Origin of the sequence: Adlercreutzia equolifaciens DSM 19450 (assembly GCF_000478885.1) — a bacterium.
In the GTDB taxonomy this organism is placed as follows: Bacteria; Actinomycetota; Coriobacteriia; order Coriobacteriales; family Eggerthellaceae; genus Adlercreutzia; species Adlercreutzia equolifaciens.
Genome location: NC_022567.1, coordinates 1940915 through 1955885 on the forward strand (window position 1 = coordinate 1940915; position 14971 = coordinate 1955885).

A 14971-nucleotide genomic window follows, 5' to 3' on the forward strand; every position below is an offset into this window, starting at 1 on the left:
GACATAGCAAGCCTTATTAAGGAGGAAAACATGGAGGAAGTATCTCGCCGCTCTTTTTTGAAGGGCTCCGCCCTGGCTGCCGCCGGCGCTGCCGGCGCCGCCGCCCTGGCCGGGTGCGCCAACAACGACGCTGCGCTCTCTGAGACTGGCAGCACCCCCGAGTGGATGCCCGAGACCTGGGACCACGAGACCGACGTTTTGGTGATCGGCTACGGCGGAGCGGGCCTGTGGGCCGGCATCACCGCCTTCGACGAGGGCGCTCAAGTGCTCTATCTGGAGAAATCGCCGTTCCGCGGAGGCGGGTCCTCGTCTATCAACATGGGTCAGTGGACTGCCCCCCACGATGCCGACGCGGCCGCTCAGTTTGCTTTCGAGGCCTTCCATGGGCAGACACCTATGGAGGTCTGCCAGGCCTGGGCCGAGGAAGCCGTGCAAAACCCCGACTACGCCGACGAGTACGGCCTCGAGTACACCCTGGGCGATAGCCCCCGTGCCGAGTACAACATCTTCACTGGCTACGAGGAGATGTACGTCGGTTCCGGCGACGGCTACGGCGCGGGCTTCTTCGAGGCCATGGACCAACATCGCGCCGACCGCGGCATCGAGGTGCTGTTCGAATGCCACGACGAGGAGCTCATCCAGAACCCCGTCACCAAGGAGATCGTCGGCTGCTACACCCTCATGGGAACCGACGAGACCCCCAAGGCCGTGAAGGCCTCCAAGGGCGTCATCCTGTGCACTGGCGGCTTCGAATTCAACGAGGAGCTGCAGGCCAAGTATCTGAAGTGCTACCCGATGCGCGGCTTCTACGGCTGGAAGTACAACACCGGCGACGGCATCACCATGGCCCAGAAGGTGGGTGCCGACCTGTGGCACATGCAGCAGGTCTGTGGCGGCGACGACGCCTGGTTCGACGATCCGGAGATCGTGCCCGGGGGCGTTTCCGTGCAGAGCCCCACGCCCAATTACATCAAAGTATCTCGCCTAGGCGAACGCTGGGGTAACGAGGAAATCTTCAGCCCCCATGGTGGCTGGAAGCCCTACGCCAATTTCGATGAGGAGATCTGCGATTTCGACCGTATTCCCTCTTGGTACATCTTCGATCAGACCTCCTTCGACGGCGGCTCCTGGGGCGGCATGGTCGGCGGCGCGGCCACCGAGAACGGTGGCATGGGCATCGGCTACATGACCGAGGGTCTCGATCCCGAACTCGGTGGCTGGGCCGGATGGTCTGCCGACAACAAATGGGAGCTCGAGCGTGGCTGGATTACCACCGGCGCCACCCTGGACGAGCTGGCCGCCAACATCGCCGCCAGCAAATGGGACGACAAGATGGACGCTGAGAAGCTGAAGGCCTCCGTTGCCCGCTGGAACGAGCTGTGCGACAAGGGCGCTGACGAGGACTTCGGCCGCCAGCAGCTGGCAAAGGTCGAGACCGGTCCGTTCTACGCCATTCCGCTGTACCCGGGCATCTGCAATACCATCGGCGGTGCTCGCCGCAACGAGAACGCCAACATCGTCGATCCGAGCGGCAACCCGATTCCGCGCCTGTACTCCGCCGGCTCGTTCGGCAACATGAATGGCCACACTTACGCCATCACCGGCGGCAATGGCTCCGAGAACTGGTGCGTTGGCCGTATCGCCGGCCGCAATGCCGCCGCCCTCGAACCCTGGGATGCCGCGACCGAGGCCTAGACCCGGCCTGGCGCCGATGAGCACAAGCGGGCCCGCTCTTGAAAAGCGGGCCCTTTTTCTAAACGAGAGAGGAAGGAGGGGCTCTGTGGCTCAACTCGAGTTTTCCGTTCCTTACAACGGAGACGCCGCCACGCTGCGGCAGCTGATCGCGCTTCAAAAACGCAACGGCAACGTTATTCGGGAGATCTACCTGAATGCGCCGCAAGCCATCACCGGTTCGGGCCGCGTTGGAAACGTGACGACCCTCGACGAGTTCGTCGGAGTGGTCAGCGTCATTCGCGAGGCGGGCATCCGCGTCGACATCACGATGAATTCCACGTGCGATGGCGGGGATTGGTACGCCGAGGAGACCCTCAATCGCCAAATCGGATTCATTCGCGATATGCACGAGCAACACGGCATTGAGGCAGTGACACTGGCCAACCCCTTCCTCATTGAACAAGCGCGCCAAACCTGTCCGAACCTTGAAATCAGCGCCTCAGTCCTCGCTGACATCGATTGCTTTTCCCGCGCCGAAGCCTTCGCACTGGCAGGTGCCACCACTATGACCGTGGACACGAGCATCAACCGCGACCTGAAGCTCTTGCGGCAAATCCGCGAGAAACTTGGCGTAGAGCTCAAACTCATGGTGAACGAGGGGTGCTTGAACAAATGCCCCTTCCGTAAATTCCACATGAACCTGATCTCGCACAAGTCCCAAGAGGCGCGCGACGAGGGAAACTCATTCTCCTTCGCTTGTGGCAGCATCATCGAGCGGGATGCTGGGCAAATCTTCAAGTCGAACTGGATTAGACCCGAGGATCTGCGGCGCTACGAAGACATCACGCGCTTCTTCAAGATCGTCGGCCGCGATATGATGCCGAGCAAGGTGCTTCGCTGCACGGAAGCCTACTTGGACGAGTCTTACGACGGTAACCTCTTCGATCTGCTGTGCAGTTCCATCGGCTACTACGGCATCGAATTCCGCGCGCACATCGACAACAAGGCACTTGGCAGGACAAATTTTTTCAAACGCACTTCCACCTGCAACCGGCAATGCCAGCGCTGCGCCTACTGCGCCGAATTGGCCGACGAGCTTCTGGGATATGGCTGGATCACCCGCGAGATGCTCGAGGATATGGGGCAGACGTCGATGATCGCCGCCATCGAAGCGCAATTCGGAGGCAGCTACCCTGTTTGCCGCTCCTTTTCAAAGACGCCCCTTGAAAACCCATTCCAATCTCTGTAAACGCGAGGAGGAACCCTATGTCTACCCAAGTCAGAACCTGGACCGAGTATTGCGGCGCCGAGGGCGAGCCCTCGCGCTGGGATCTGTCCATCAACGACCGCCCCGTGCCGGGCGGCTATATCGAGAAAACCGCCGAAGGGTTCGAGATCCATTATCCGCACCTTCCCCTCAAAACGCTCACCACCCTAGAGGAGGCAAAGCGCAGCCTGGAGCTGGCTCCACCGATTTCAACAGCTGGCCTGAAAGTGGGAAGGATGGCCGACGAGAACAGCGACCTCATCTCGTCTGCCGAAGCTGGCGAGATACTCGGCGTGAGTCGTTTTCGCGTGAACGCCATGGTGGCCTCGGGCGTGCTGCCCGGCCGCCGCGACAACGGCAAGATTCTCGTCGATCGCGCCGCTGCGGAGCAGAAGGCCGCCCAAGGCCTCTCCGAGGGACCTCAAGGGAAGTTCACCAACCTTTTCCTGTTCTACGCGCCAGCAGGCGAACGCACGCAATATGTGGCTGAACTCGAAACCGACGACGCCGACTCCATCGAACGCGCCCGCGCCTTCGCCCAAGAAGTCATGGAGGACGAGAGCGAAGACGCCGTAGAAGTGCGCGACTACCTGCGCATGCGCAACTTCTTGCGTCGCCACGAAAACGAATTTGAGTTTGCTCGCAGCGTCTTTGGCGATCTCGTCGAAGAGCGAGCCCGACGCGCATCCCTACGCATACCGGAAACTGAAGCATAGCCTTTCACGCGATCTTGTCTTAGACGATACCAAACCTCGGATTTTGGCAGTCCACGGGTACCAAACCTCCAGTTTCGCCCGAAGCTCTGATCTGGGAAAACTTCCTATAATGCCTGGTAGATGGCTTGTCGCAGTTCAGCCAAAACGAGCGGTTTGGTTCCCTGCGCCTGGCAAAACAGGCGGTCTGGTACCCGCATCTGCCAAAATCCGAGCCTTGTCCCCACAGGTGCCGGGACAAGGCTCTCCCTGCCGGAAAAGTCTGCCGTTGCAGAGAGGGGCGACCAAGGTCGCCCCCTACGGGGTCGCTTCTAAAGTTACATCGCGTACTCGGCGATGATGGCCTCGACGTAGCGGGCCATGTTCTGGAGGTCGGCTACCTCTATATACTCGTCGACGGAATGGAAGTTGGTCATGCCGATGCCGAGGGTGATGGCGTCGGCGCCCTTCGTGCCGAGGATGTTCGCGTCGGCCCCGCCGCCGGAGGTGGCGTGGCGGGACTCAAGACCGCAAGTGGCCGCAGCGGCCTCCAAATGCGCGACGATGGCGTCGCCGGGCTCGTGCACGACAGCCGGGTAGTCCAGCTCCCAGGCCACTTCCACCTGGCCGCCGAAGCGGGCGGCGGCTTCTTCCAAGGCGCAGGTCATGACATCGCGCTGGGCGAGCACGCGATCCTCGTACAGCGAACGGCACTCCCCCATGAGCGTCACGACGACGGGCACGATATTCACGGCAACGCCGCCCTCGATGCGGCCGACGTTGGCCGTGGTGCACTCGTCGATGCGCCCAAGCGGCATGGCGGCCACGGCGGCTGCGGCGATCTGAATGGCGGAGACGCCCTCCTCCGGTTCCACGCCGGCATGGGCGGCACGGCCCTCGATGCGAGCGCGCAGCGTCCAGTGGTAGGGCGCGCCCATGATGATGGTGCCCGGCGCCCCGTCCGCATCGAGCACGAACAGCGGGAAACGTCCGTCGCGCTCGGCTTCCGGGGTAGCCGCCGGCAGATCCTTCGGCCACGCGAGCGCGCCCTCGGCCAAGGCACCGGCCCCTAGTAGGCTCTGCTCCTCGCAGGTGGTGAGCAGCACCGTGATGTCGGGCCGGGGCGTGCCGGACTCCAGCACCGAGCGCAGCCCCTCGAAAATGGCGGCGATGCCGGCCTTGTCATCGGCCGAGAGGATCGTCTCCCCCGCCGAGCAAACGACCTCGGCCATGCGGCAGGTGATGTCGTCGCAGATATGGCGCTGCTCGATGACCGCCTCGATGCCCGCGCAGGGCTTCACCGTGTCCAGATGCGCCGAGAATCCGATGCGCCCCGGCACCGTGCCGGGCAAATGCGCGATGAGGTTGCCCGTATCCGACCCCGTTTCCGCCGCAGAAGCGTCGAAGGTGACCGTGAATCCCATCTCCGCCAGTTTTTCTGCACAATAAGCTGCCATGGGAGCCTCGTGCCATGACGGGCTCTCGATGGCCACCATTTCCAAAAACGATTCAAGCACGCGATCGGGGTTCATAAGGGTCCTTCTTTCAAAATTTCTAAATTTTTTGTCGCAGGGATGCGCCCAAGGAAAACAGCGAGGGTCCGACAGGTGCCTGGATTTGCCCCGCCTTTTGCCCAAGCGGCCTTCGTGCCGCGCCGTGGCAAAAACAAGGGGCAAGGCCAGGTGCCTGTCGGACCCGCAGCGTCGCGTAATAATTCCTCAAGGAATTATTACGAGGCAAGAATGGGGGCCGCCACCTGCTTCTTGCGGGACAGCACGCCGGGCATCCAGTTGCCGCCCTCGCAGCACTCGATCTCGAAGACGCGGTTCACACGGGCCGGGTCGCCCTCCACGATGAACTGCGAGCCCTCGGCCAGAATGTCAGTGACGAGCAGCAGGGCGAACTCGTAGCCGTTGTCTTCCACGAGCTTCTTCATGTGATCGCGAATCTCCGCCTCGCGGGCCATCACGGTCGGGAGGTCTACCGTCTCGCGCTGGGCGATGAGCACCGTCACGTCGTCGTTGACCTTGAACTCCTTGGAATCGGCCTCGACCAACTTGGCGATGGGCATTTTGTCCTCGCCGCCGCGGGTGCGGAAGATGTCCATGCCGTACTCCACCGCGTCGATGCCGAGCTTGTCGGCGAGGAAGTTCACCTGGTCGACGTCCACCTGGGTGCAGGTGGGAGACTTCATGATGACCGTGTCGGTGAGGATGGCCGACAGGAGCACGCGGGCGATGGAATCGGGCAGCTCGATGCCGGTCTGGCGGAACTGAAGCGTGACGATGGTGGCCGTGGAGCCGATGGGGAGGTTCAAAAAGAGGATGGGGTTGGCCGTGGAAACATCGGCGATGCGATGGTGGTCGATGATCTCGACGACATCGGCGTTCTCGATACCCGGGGCCGCCTGGCCGATCTCGTTGTGATCCACGAGGATGACCTTCTGCTTGACTTCCTCGCCATCGCGCTCGACAGGGTTCACGTTTTCGATGAGCACCGGCTCGGCGATGTCGTTCTGCTCCAGAATCCAGGCGCTTTCCACCGGCAGCGGCCCCAGACGGGCGGGCACGTACTCGACGGCGTCGGCCTCGCCGTCGCGGGCGGCCAGCGCATTCTTCAGATGCGCGTAGCCCACGGCTGCGGCGATGGAGTCGTTGTCGGGGTTGCGATGGCCCACGACGAGGATTTTGGAAGACATGAAGGTTCCCCTTTCTCACCAACTTACGGTTTTGAGGCAGTATAGCGCCTCTGCGCCCGTTAGGCGATGGGCTATGATAGGCTTCTTCGATGAAATGAAGCCCTGAACTGCTCTGCGGATGGGAAACGCGAAAGGAGCTCTTGTGAAAACCTATGGTCTGAGGGACATTATCGGCCCCATCATGGTGGGACCGTCCAGCTCGCATACGGCGGGGGCTTTGGCCCTCGCCTCCATGGCGCGGAAGCTCTTCGGCGAGCAGCCCGAACGCGCCGTCTTCACCCTGTACGGCTCCTTCGCCGCCACCGGATCCGGCCACGGCACCGACAAGGCGCTGGTGGCCGGCATCCTGGGGCTTGCGACCGACGACCCGCGCGTGGCCGACGCCTTCGCCCTGGCGAAGGCAGCCGGCGTGCAGGTGGACATCGTCTGGGACACGACCACCGAGGTGGCGCACCCCAACACCGTGGACATCCGCTGCGAGAGCCGCGAGGGGCGCACCCTGGAGATGCGGGGCGTCTCCATCGGGGGCGGCGCGGCGGTCATTCGGCGCATCAACGGCATCGACGTGGACATCACCGGGGAACGCACGAGCGTGGTCGTGCACCAGCGCGATGAGCGCGGGGTGCTCGCCCACATCGCCGGCGTGCTGGCCGACTGCGGCATCAACATCGCCAACGCGAACCTGCACCGCACGGCCAAGCGCGGCGACGCCTACACCGTCCTTGAGACCGATAGCGCCGTGGATGCGAGCGTGCGCGAGCTTCTGATGGACCACCCGGACATCATCAACGCGCGCGTCGTACCCGCCACCTGCGCCGGCGACGGCGAGGAGGTGCCCGTGCCCGAGGATGCCGAGGAGCGGTTCGCCCGCTGGGACTACGCATCCGGCGAGGAGCTTCTGGCGCTGTGCGAGCGCGAGCACGTCACCATCGCCCAAGCCTTCCGCGCCCGCGAGGAGGCACTGTGCGCCAAGCAGGGCACCGAGGCCGGCATCGACGCCTATCTCGATCGCGTTCTGGAAGTGATGGGCAACGCCGCCACCGAGCCCTTGGGTAACCCGCAGCCCTCCGTGGGCGGCCTCATCGGCGGCGAGGCGGCGAAACTGCGGGCGGCTTTGGAAGATACCGATCCCCGGCACCGCTTGGTAGATCCCCTGGCGGCCCGGGCGGCCCAGTACGCCCTGGCGACCCTGGAGACCAACGGGCGCATGGGCGTCATCGTGGCCACCCCCACCGCGGGCTCGGCCGGCGTGCTCCCCGGCGTGCTTCTGGCCCTGCGCGACGAGCGCGGCTTCTCCCACGACCAGCTGCGCGAGGGCATCCTCACCGCCGCGGGCCTGGGCTACCTCATCGCCCGCAACGCCAGCGTGTCCGGCGCCGAGGGCGGCTGCCAGGCCGAGGTGGGAAGCGCGGCGGCCATGGCGGCCGCGGCGGCCGTCGCGCTTGCGGGCGGTGCCCCCGACCGCTGCCTGGCCGCCGGCGCGAACGTGATGATGTCGCTGCTCGGCCTGGTATGCGACCCGGTGGGGGGCCTTGTGGAAGTGCCCTGCCAGAAGCGCAACGCCACGGCGGCCTCCGTCGCCTTCGTCAGCGCCCAGATCGCCCTTTCCGGCGTCCAGAACCTCATCAGCTTCGACGAGGCCGTGGCCGTCATGGACGAGGTGGGCCGGGGCCTTCCCCCCGAGCTGCGCGAGACGGCCCTCGGCGGCATCGCCAAGGCCCCTTCCGCCTGCGCCTTCTGCGCGGGGTGCTAGGGTAACGCGACAGACGCTTCCAGCACGGCGGCCCAGATCGACGCGATCCGGGCCGCCGTCTTTTTGGCAGGGCGCCTACCCGATCTTCACAATGGGGGCGTAGTCTTTCAGCAGCTTCTTGGTCTGGCCGGTCTTGGCGAACTTGACGTGCAGGGTGTCGCCGTCGACCTTCACGACGGTGCCGCGACCGAAGGTCTTGTGATCCACGGCATCTCCCGCTGCGAAGGTGGCCCGGGCGCCCTCCTTCTTCCCCGCGTTCGGGTTCGCCCCCGCACCGATGCGGCCCGAGCCTGCGCGGGATGCGCCGCCGATGCTGCCCGCCGCACGCCCCGTACCCGTGGCCGCGCGGTACTCGGCGAACGAGCGACCCTGAGCGCCCGAGGCACTCGAGCGACCGAACACGCGGCCCTCCCCCGCCTCGGTGCCCGAACCGGCGATGCCCCGGCGGCTGCCGCGCTTCTCCCAGCCGGTGCCGGAAAAGCCCGCCGAGCCCAGCCCGCTCGTCTGGCGCAGCTCGCTGGGGATCTCGCCGATGAAGCGTGAGACGGGGTTCGCGTGCGTCTGGCCGAAGATCTGCCGTTGCTGGGCGCAGGTAAGGCACAGGCGCTTGCGGGCGCGGGTGATGGCCACGTAGGCGAGGCGCCGCTCCTCTTCCACGGCCGCCGCGTCGCCCACGGAGTTCATGTGGGGGAACAGAGTCTCCTCCATGCCGGCCACCCAGACGCAGTCGAATTCCAGGCCCTTGGACGAGTGCACGGTCATGAGGGTGACGGCCTGCCCGTCCTCGGTCACCGTGTCCAAGTCGGTACGCAGCCGCACCCACTCGATGAAGTCGGCCAGCGAGTCGCCGCGCAGCACGCGCACGGGCTCGGCGGACTCGTCCTCGCCCACCGTCGGCGCGGCGAAGTCGGACTCCTCCGCATCGTGGGTCTGCACGAACTCGTCCACAACGCCCAGAAACTCCTGGATGTTCTCGACGCGCCCGCGCGCCTCGTCGGTACCCTCGTCCTGCAGGGCGCGAATGAGGCCGGCCTTGTCGATGATCATCTCCACGACCTTGCGCAGATCGCCCCCGTAGGTGGCGCCGTCCTTGATGACCTGGATGAACTCCCCCACGGCATTGCGGGTGGAGGCGCGGATGTCCGGATCGACCACCGCCAGCTCGGCCGCCGTGAGAAACGGCATGTTCATCTCGCGGCCGTACTGGTCGATGCGCTCGATGGTGGTCTTGCCGATGCCGCGGCGCGGCACGTTGACGACGCGCTTGGCCGCGATGTCGTCGGCGGGGTTTACCACCAGCGTGAGGTACGCCATGACGTCGCGGATCTCGGCGCGATCGAAGAAGCGCGTGCCCCCGACGATGCGGTAGGGCACGCCGGCGCGTAGCAGCATATCTTCGAGCATGCGCGACTGGGCGTTGGTGCGGTAGAACACGGCCATGTTGTTGTAGGAGGTACCCTCACTGCGGCGCCGGTCGATCTCCCCGGCGATCCAGCGGCCCTCGTCGCGCTCGTCGGTGGCCAGATACACCGAGATCTTCTCCCCGTCGCCCGAGTCCGTGAACAGGCGCTTCTCCTTGCGGTGCTGGTTGTTCGCGATGACGGCGTTGGCCGCCGCCAAGATATTGCCCACGCTGCGGTAGTTCTGCTCGAGCTTCACCACCTTGGCTTCCGGGTAGTCGCTTTCGAACTCCAGGATGTTGCGCAGATCGGCGCCGCGCCAGGAGTAGATGGACTGGTCGTCGTCGCCCACCACCATGATGTTGCGGCGCTTGGCGGCGAGCAGCTGAGTGATGGCGTACTGGGCGCGGTTGGTGTCCTGGTACTCGTCCACCATGAGGTAGCGGAAGCGGTCCTGATAGGCCTCGCGCACGTCCGCGTGGTTCTTCAGCAGCAGGTAGCCGTACAAAAGAAGGTCGTCGAAGTCGAAGGCGTTGGCTGCGCGCAGGCGCTCCTGCAACCGCTCGTACACGCGCTCGGCCACCTTCCCCACCGGGTCGTGCGCGTCGAAGTTACCGGGGGTAACGAGGTCGTTCTTCGCCTGGGAGATGCGGTTCATCAGCTGGTTCACGGGAAAGCGCTTCGGGTCGATGTTCAGCTCGGCCATGATGTCCTTGTACAGCCGCTTCAAATCGTCCGTGTCGTAAATGGTGAAGTTCTTCGTGAAGCCCAGCCGCTCGGCGTCGGCCCGCAGCATGCGCACGCACATGGAGTGGAAGGTGGACACCCACATGCCTCGCGAGCGCGTGCCCACGAGCTGCGCCAGACGCTCGCGCATCTCGGCGGCCGCCTTGTTGGTGAAGGTGATGGCGAGGATCTCCCACGGAGCTGCCAGGTCCTGCTCCAGGATGTTGGCGATGCGGTACGTGAGCACGCGCGTCTTGCCGGAGCCGGCGCCGGCCAGCACCAGAAGCGGTCCTTGGGTGGTAACGACCGCCTCTCGCTGGGGGCCGTTTAAGGTGTCGATGTCGATGGGCACGGTTCGTCCTTTGCCGTCGTCTCGTTTCAGGTGCCCCGCGCGGCCCGCTCGCAGCGCGCGGGCGGTTCGTCGGAGCGCGATATCCCGCGAAAGCCAGCAGCTACACTGCCGTCGCAGGCATGAAAAGAGCCGCCCGATCGAGCGGCTCGACTATTCTAGCTTGCCAGTGCGTTTCTGGAACCATAGGTCACGAAGGTTTCACGGCCTTGCCGAAAAATAACCGGCGAAGGGATGCTTTCGGGACAGCTAGGCGCCGGTCGAGTCCTGCACCGCCTCGCCTGCTGATCGTGTGGCCGTGCCTCGCTCGGGTGCAGCCCCGAACCAGCTCTCGCACAGCTCGTCGTATGAGCCGTCAGCCCTAAGCGCCGCCAGGGCCTCGTTCACCGTCGCCAACAGCTCGTCGTTGCCTGCGGCGACGACGAAAGCATAGTCCTTGTCGGACGCAATGGTCTCCACGGCCTGCAGATGCGGCTCCTTCACCTGCACGTAGCGGAGGTAGCGCGGCTCGTCCACAATGGCGGCCTGAGCGCGCTCGGAGTTCAGCTCCATAAGGGCATCGACGCCCGCGTCGAACGTGACAACCTGGGCGGCAGGCAGATTCTCGGCCACCCAGGCGGCAATGGCGGGATCGCCCTGCACCGCCACCACGATGCCGTCTCCTTGAATGCTGGCAAGGTCGTCGTAGCCGGTGTCCATCTTCGTCAGCACCGAGAAATCGGCATGCAGGTAAGGATCGCTGAATACAACTCCTTCAAGGGCATCGGCCGTCGTGATGGAGGAAGCCCCGAGGCCGGCATCGCCCGCGGCAACCTTGGCCGCCACATCTCCCGGCAGCCCCGCCGTGATGTTCTGCTCGGCATCCTTATGGTTGACCGCTTTGGTGAATTGGATCTCGCGATCCGATTTTTCGCCGATGAGCCGAAGCAGCTCGACGGTGAAGCCGATCTGGTTGGTGCTGGTAGCTTGCTCGTAGGGCTCGCTGCATAAGGCCGATGCGACGACGATAGCGCCATCGGCATCGCTGGTGGCGACCCCTGCCGCATCTTTTTCGCTCGTCGGCTCTTCGGCCGCGCAGCCAGTTAGGGCAGAAACGGCGGCTGCCGCAGCGACGGTCAGCAGCAAAACGAGCAGCGCGGCACCTAGGGCGCGGGCCGCCGCCGCTGTCGTCCGGCGATCCCGGGCCGCAAGGGAAGTTTCAGTCATGGGGAATTCCTCTTTCTCGCGAAACGCTTTCCGCCCGTCAGGGCGAAACCTCTTCTCCCCCACCATAGCCAGCCGCGCCGCTGCAGCATCATCCCGCAGCGGCCAGCGGCATCATCCCCCGAGGGGGAATTTCAACGAAAGCGAACCAATTTGCCCAACAATTCCTTTCCCATGGCCCGCCAAGGAACTCTTCGCCCCCAAGCGCCCTACCATGGAAGAAACGCGATGCGCGAGCGCGCTTGAAGAGCACGAGAACTCGCGAGAAACCGATAGCGCATCCGATGAGAGAGGACGCACCATGAGCGAGCACAAGCACAACGAGCACGAGCAGGACCGCGAGGGCCGCACGCACCACGAGACCTTCGCCGAGCGCGACCCCTTGGCCGCAGAGGAGCCCGACGTCCTGGAATCTTCCGCGAGCGATCCGGAGTTTCCTGCCATGCAGGAATTCGAAGTCGATCGCGGCGGCCCGAAAGCGAACACGCGCAAGCACCCGGGCCTCATCTGGATTATCATCGCCATCGTAGCCGTCATCGGGCTCGTCATAGCCTTTGCCGCCAACGGCGACTGGATGAACCCCACCCAGGCCGAAAAGGTGCAGCAGACCGAGTTCGAGGAACAGACCGTCCCCGAGGACCTCGGCGCCAACGAGAACCCGGAAGCGGCTTAGCTTCAAACCACCTGCGCGCCGAAGGGCAGCAGGGAGAGCTTCGCCATCTTGAAGCACTGCAGGCCGACGGGGATGCCGATCACGGTGATGCAGTAGACCACGCCCAAACACGCATAGGAAAAGGCCATGGGCAACCCGGCCAAAATCAACCAGAAGATGTTGGCGATAAGCGACGGAGCGCCTCCGCCGTAAACGATGCTCTTGCCGAAGGGCGCCAGGGTCAGCGAGGCCATCTTGAAGCACTGCCGCCCCAGCGGAATGCCGATGATGGTGATGGAGAAAATAATTCCCGCCAAGCACCACGCAATGGCCGTAAACAGGCCACCGAAGATAATCCAAATGATATTCGCGATAGTAGACATAGGCTTCTGCTCTTCTCTGCGATCGACGCTTGTCGAAGCATTATACCTAACCAGCAACCCGAGACTCGACAAACCACCCTATGGCGTACAGAGGCAGATCCCCAATCGCGTTCGATTGCGCCGTCGCGCCGCGGAGGAAGCGCCAACGGCGTCAAACGAAAGCGCGACATCCTTCACAATCGGCAAGGGGGCTGGTATTCTACCCTCATGGAAACACTTTACGATATGCACTGCCATTTGGGATTTGCCCCCTCCCCCGATGCAACGGCCAAAGACGGCGCGGAGGCGGGCATCGGCGCTTTCTCGTGCACGGTGGAACCGGCGGAATACGAACAGCTGCAACTCATCTTGGCCGACGCGTCGAATGTCGCCCTCGGGTTGGGCGCGCACCCTTGGTGGATCGCCGACGGGCGCGTGGGCGAAACCGAGCTGGCCCGGTTCTGCGAGCTTGCGCGCACGACCCGATTCATCGGGGAGATCGGGCTCGACTTCGCCGGCCCGCGCGATACGGAAGAGAGCCGTGCCCTGCAGACGAGCGCTTTCGCCTGCATTCTGGCCGCATGCAACGAGCCTGTATCGTCTTTAGCATCTATCGACCCCGAAAGCGCAGCAGCAACCAGCGGGCAAGGCCGAACCCGTACCGCAACCACGAACCTCCAGGCGAGCCCGCCCATAGGTGGCGCTCCCGTCCGCAGCACCACCGACACTGCGCCGAAGCTCATCTCCATCCACGCCGTCAATGCCGCCGCTGCGGCACTCGATGCGCTCGAACAAGCCGGCGCCTTTGCGCTGCATCACGTGATCTTCCACTGGTTCTCGGGCACTTCCGACGATTTGCATCGAGCCGTCGAACTCGGCTGCTTCTTCTCGGTAGGGCCGCGCATGCTGGCCTCGCGGCGTGGACGCGAATACGCCCGGCAGATTCCCCTAGGTCAGCTGCTCCTGGAGACCGACATGCCCGCCCGCAAGGACGACAACCTACCCGCCGAAGTTTGGCGCGCCGAGCTGAACAACGCCCTTTCCGGCATCGCGCAACTGAAGGGCATCGACCGTAAGGCTCTTGCGAATCAGCTCTCTTCCACAAGCCGCGAGCTGCTGATGCGCTAAAAGATGCGTCGATTTCGCGCTCCACCCAGCGCGGCTTGCGTCCTTATCGCCGAAGCCCACTCCCACCATCGCGACTGCACCGCAGCAAGGGCAATCGCCGACGCGCGAGCCCTGCGCGCCCCTCTCGCGTATAATGCTCGCTATGAATGCTAAGCCCAAAAAAATGCGCCTGGACGACCTGTTGGTAGAGCGAGGGGAGTTCCCCGATCGTGATGCCGCGCTGCGCGCCGTCATGGCGCGCGAGGTGCGGGTAGATGACATGTACGCCACGAGCGCCGCGATAAAGGTCGCGCCCACGGCCGACATCTTTATTCGCGGCCGCAAGCAATTCGTCTCCCGCGGCGGCAAGAAGCTCCAGGGGGCGCTTGACGCGTTCAAGCAGGACGTCGCCGGCATGAACTGCCTGGATATCGGCTCGTCCACCGGCGGCTTCACCGACTGCCTGCTGCAGGCCGGCGCCTCGCGCGTGGCGGCCCTCGACGTGAACTACGGACAGCTCGCCTGGAAGATCCGCCAAGACCCGCGCGTGGCCGTCTTCGAGCGCACGAACATCAAGGACGCCGATCCCGCCGAGCTCGGCGCGCCCTTCGATCTCATCGTCATCGACGTGTCCTTCATCGGCCTGGCGGCGCTCGCTCCCCTCTTCCCCCGCTTCAGCCGACCGGACACCATCTTCATCGGCCTAGTGAAGCCGCAGTTCGAATCAGCCCACGACGAGACCGACCGCGGCGTCGTCCGCGACGAGGCCGTGCGGCTGCGCACCGTGGAAGAGGTGAAGGCCGCCCTCGCCGCCGCCGGATTCGATGCAACCGGCGTGGCCACATCCCCCATCACCGGTCCCGAGGGCAACGTGGAATACCTCGTCCGCGCCGTATACCGCAACGACCTGGACAGCTGACGGCCCACTCGGTCAACGAACCCCTTGATTTCTGCACGAGATTGACGGCTATGAGCGTCTGGGGGGCGAACCCCCGAGGCGCTTCACGGGGCGTCGTTGACAAAACCCCAGATCGGTTGCCTTTAGACAGACGGACACAGGCTCAGGCCTTAACCAGCGACGCTCATAA

Annotated in this window: 12 protein-coding genes; 7 read left to right on the forward strand and 5 right to left on the reverse strand. The window is 64.4% G+C overall.

Annotation, left to right across the window (positions count from 1 at the left end; genetic code table 11):
- The first annotated feature begins 30 nt into the window (after positions 1-30).
- The 3 genes from AEQU_RS07685 (at position 31) to AEQU_RS07695 (ending at position 3657) form a co-directional block, all read left to right on the forward strand.
- Positions 31-1695: an FAD-dependent oxidoreductase gene (locus AEQU_RS07685; RefSeq protein WP_022740356.1), complete on the forward strand. Its 1665-nt coding sequence runs from the start codon at positions 31-33 to the stop codon at positions 1693-1695.
- 85 nt (positions 1696-1780) lie between these two features.
- On the forward strand, positions 1781-2923 hold the full coding sequence (locus AEQU_RS07690; RefSeq protein WP_022740357.1) for a U32 family peptidase: 1143 nt from the start codon (positions 1781-1783) through the stop codon (positions 2921-2923).
- Between the two features lie 104 nt (positions 2924-3027).
- The gene (locus AEQU_RS07695) at positions 3028-3657 is read left to right on the forward strand and encodes a MerR family transcriptional regulator (RefSeq protein ID WP_144079479.1); all 630 of its coding nucleotides are present in this window, start codon (positions 3028-3030) and stop codon (positions 3655-3657) included.
- Positions 3658-3971: 314 nt separating this feature from the next.
- Here AEQU_RS07695 and AEQU_RS07700 read toward each other — a convergent pair whose 3' ends face one another.
- Complete coding sequence (locus AEQU_RS07700; protein WP_022740359.1) at positions 3972-5165, reverse strand: M20/M25/M40 family metallo-hydrolase; 1194 nt, start codon at positions 5163-5165, stop codon at positions 3972-3974.
- A 197-nt stretch (positions 5166-5362) separates the two neighbouring features.
- Positions 5363-6331, reverse strand: a complete 969-nt coding sequence (locus AEQU_RS07705; protein ID WP_022740360.1) for a manganese-dependent inorganic pyrophosphatase — start codon at positions 6329-6331, stop codon at positions 5363-5365.
- Positions 6332-6473: 142 nt separating this feature from the next.
- Between AEQU_RS07705 and sdaAA the strand changes: the two genes are divergently transcribed.
- Entirely contained in the window at positions 6474-8084 is a 1611-nt protein-coding gene (gene sdaAA, locus AEQU_RS07710) for an L-serine ammonia-lyase, iron-sulfur-dependent, subunit alpha (protein ID WP_022740361.1), read from the forward strand.
- A 75-nt stretch (positions 8085-8159) separates the two neighbouring features.
- On the opposite strand, the gene AEQU_RS07715 is transcribed toward sdaAA, so the two are convergent.
- Entirely contained in the window at positions 8160-10562 is a 2403-nt protein-coding gene (locus AEQU_RS07715) for an ATP-dependent helicase (RefSeq protein WP_022740362.1), read from the reverse strand.
- 246 nt (positions 10563-10808) lie between these two features.
- Positions 10809-11765, reverse strand: coding sequence for a transporter substrate-binding domain-containing protein (locus AEQU_RS07720; RefSeq protein ID WP_022740363.1), 957 nt, complete (start codon positions 11763-11765; stop codon positions 10809-10811).
- Between the two features lie 298 nt (positions 11766-12063).
- On the opposite strand from AEQU_RS07720, the gene AEQU_RS07725 reads away from it, so the two are divergent.
- Positions 12064-12435, forward strand: a complete 372-nt coding sequence (locus AEQU_RS07725; RefSeq protein WP_041714622.1) for a hypothetical protein — start codon at positions 12064-12066, stop codon at positions 12433-12435.
- Positions 12436-12437: 2 nt separating this feature from the next.
- Here the strand turns inward: AEQU_RS07725 and AEQU_RS07730 are convergent, their stop codons facing one another.
- Positions 12438-12797, reverse strand: a complete 360-nt coding sequence (locus AEQU_RS07730; RefSeq protein WP_022740365.1) for a YccF domain-containing protein — start codon at positions 12795-12797, stop codon at positions 12438-12440.
- 207 nt (positions 12798-13004) lie between these two features.
- On the opposite strand from AEQU_RS07730, the gene AEQU_RS07735 reads away from it, so the two are divergent.
- The gene (locus AEQU_RS07735) at positions 13005-13904 is read left to right on the forward strand and encodes a TatD family hydrolase (protein ID WP_041714624.1); all 900 of its coding nucleotides are present in this window, start codon (positions 13005-13007) and stop codon (positions 13902-13904) included.
- A gap of 142 nt (positions 13905-14046) precedes the next feature.
- A complete protein-coding gene (locus tag AEQU_RS07740; protein WP_041714625.1) occupies positions 14047-14802 on the forward strand; it encodes a TlyA family RNA methyltransferase in 756 nt (251 codons plus the stop codon).
- Positions 14803-14971 lie beyond the last annotated feature (169 nt).

Excerpts from the sequence above, each read along its gene's own strand:
- AEQU_RS07685 (WP_022740356.1), top strand. The coding sequence starts at position 31 with ATGGAGGAAGTATCTCGCCGCTCTTTTTTGAAGGGCTCCGCCCTGGCT.
- AEQU_RS07700 (WP_022740359.1), bottom strand. The coding sequence starts at position 5,165 with ATGAACCCCGATCGCGTGCTTGAATCGTTTTTGGAAATGGTGGCCATC.
- AEQU_RS07705 (WP_022740360.1), bottom strand. The coding sequence starts at position 6,331 with ATGTCTTCCAAAATCCTCGTCGTGGGCCATCGCAACCCCGACAACGAC.
- AEQU_RS07720 (WP_022740363.1), bottom strand. The coding sequence starts at position 11,765 with ATGACTGAAACTTCCCTTGCGGCCCGGGATCGCCGGACGACAGCGGCG.
- AEQU_RS07725 (WP_041714622.1), top strand. The coding sequence starts at position 12,064 with ATGAGCGAGCACAAGCACAACGAGCACGAGCAGGACCGCGAGGGCCGC.
- AEQU_RS07730 (WP_022740365.1), bottom strand. The coding sequence starts at position 12,797 with ATGTCTACTATCGCGAATATCATTTGGATTATCTTCGGTGGCCTGTTT.
- AEQU_RS07735 (WP_041714624.1), top strand. The coding sequence starts at position 13,005 with ATGGAAACACTTTACGATATGCACTGCCATTTGGGATTTGCCCCCTCC.
- AEQU_RS07740 (WP_041714625.1), top strand. The coding sequence starts at position 14,047 with ATGAATGCTAAGCCCAAAAAAATGCGCCTGGACGACCTGTTGGTAGAG.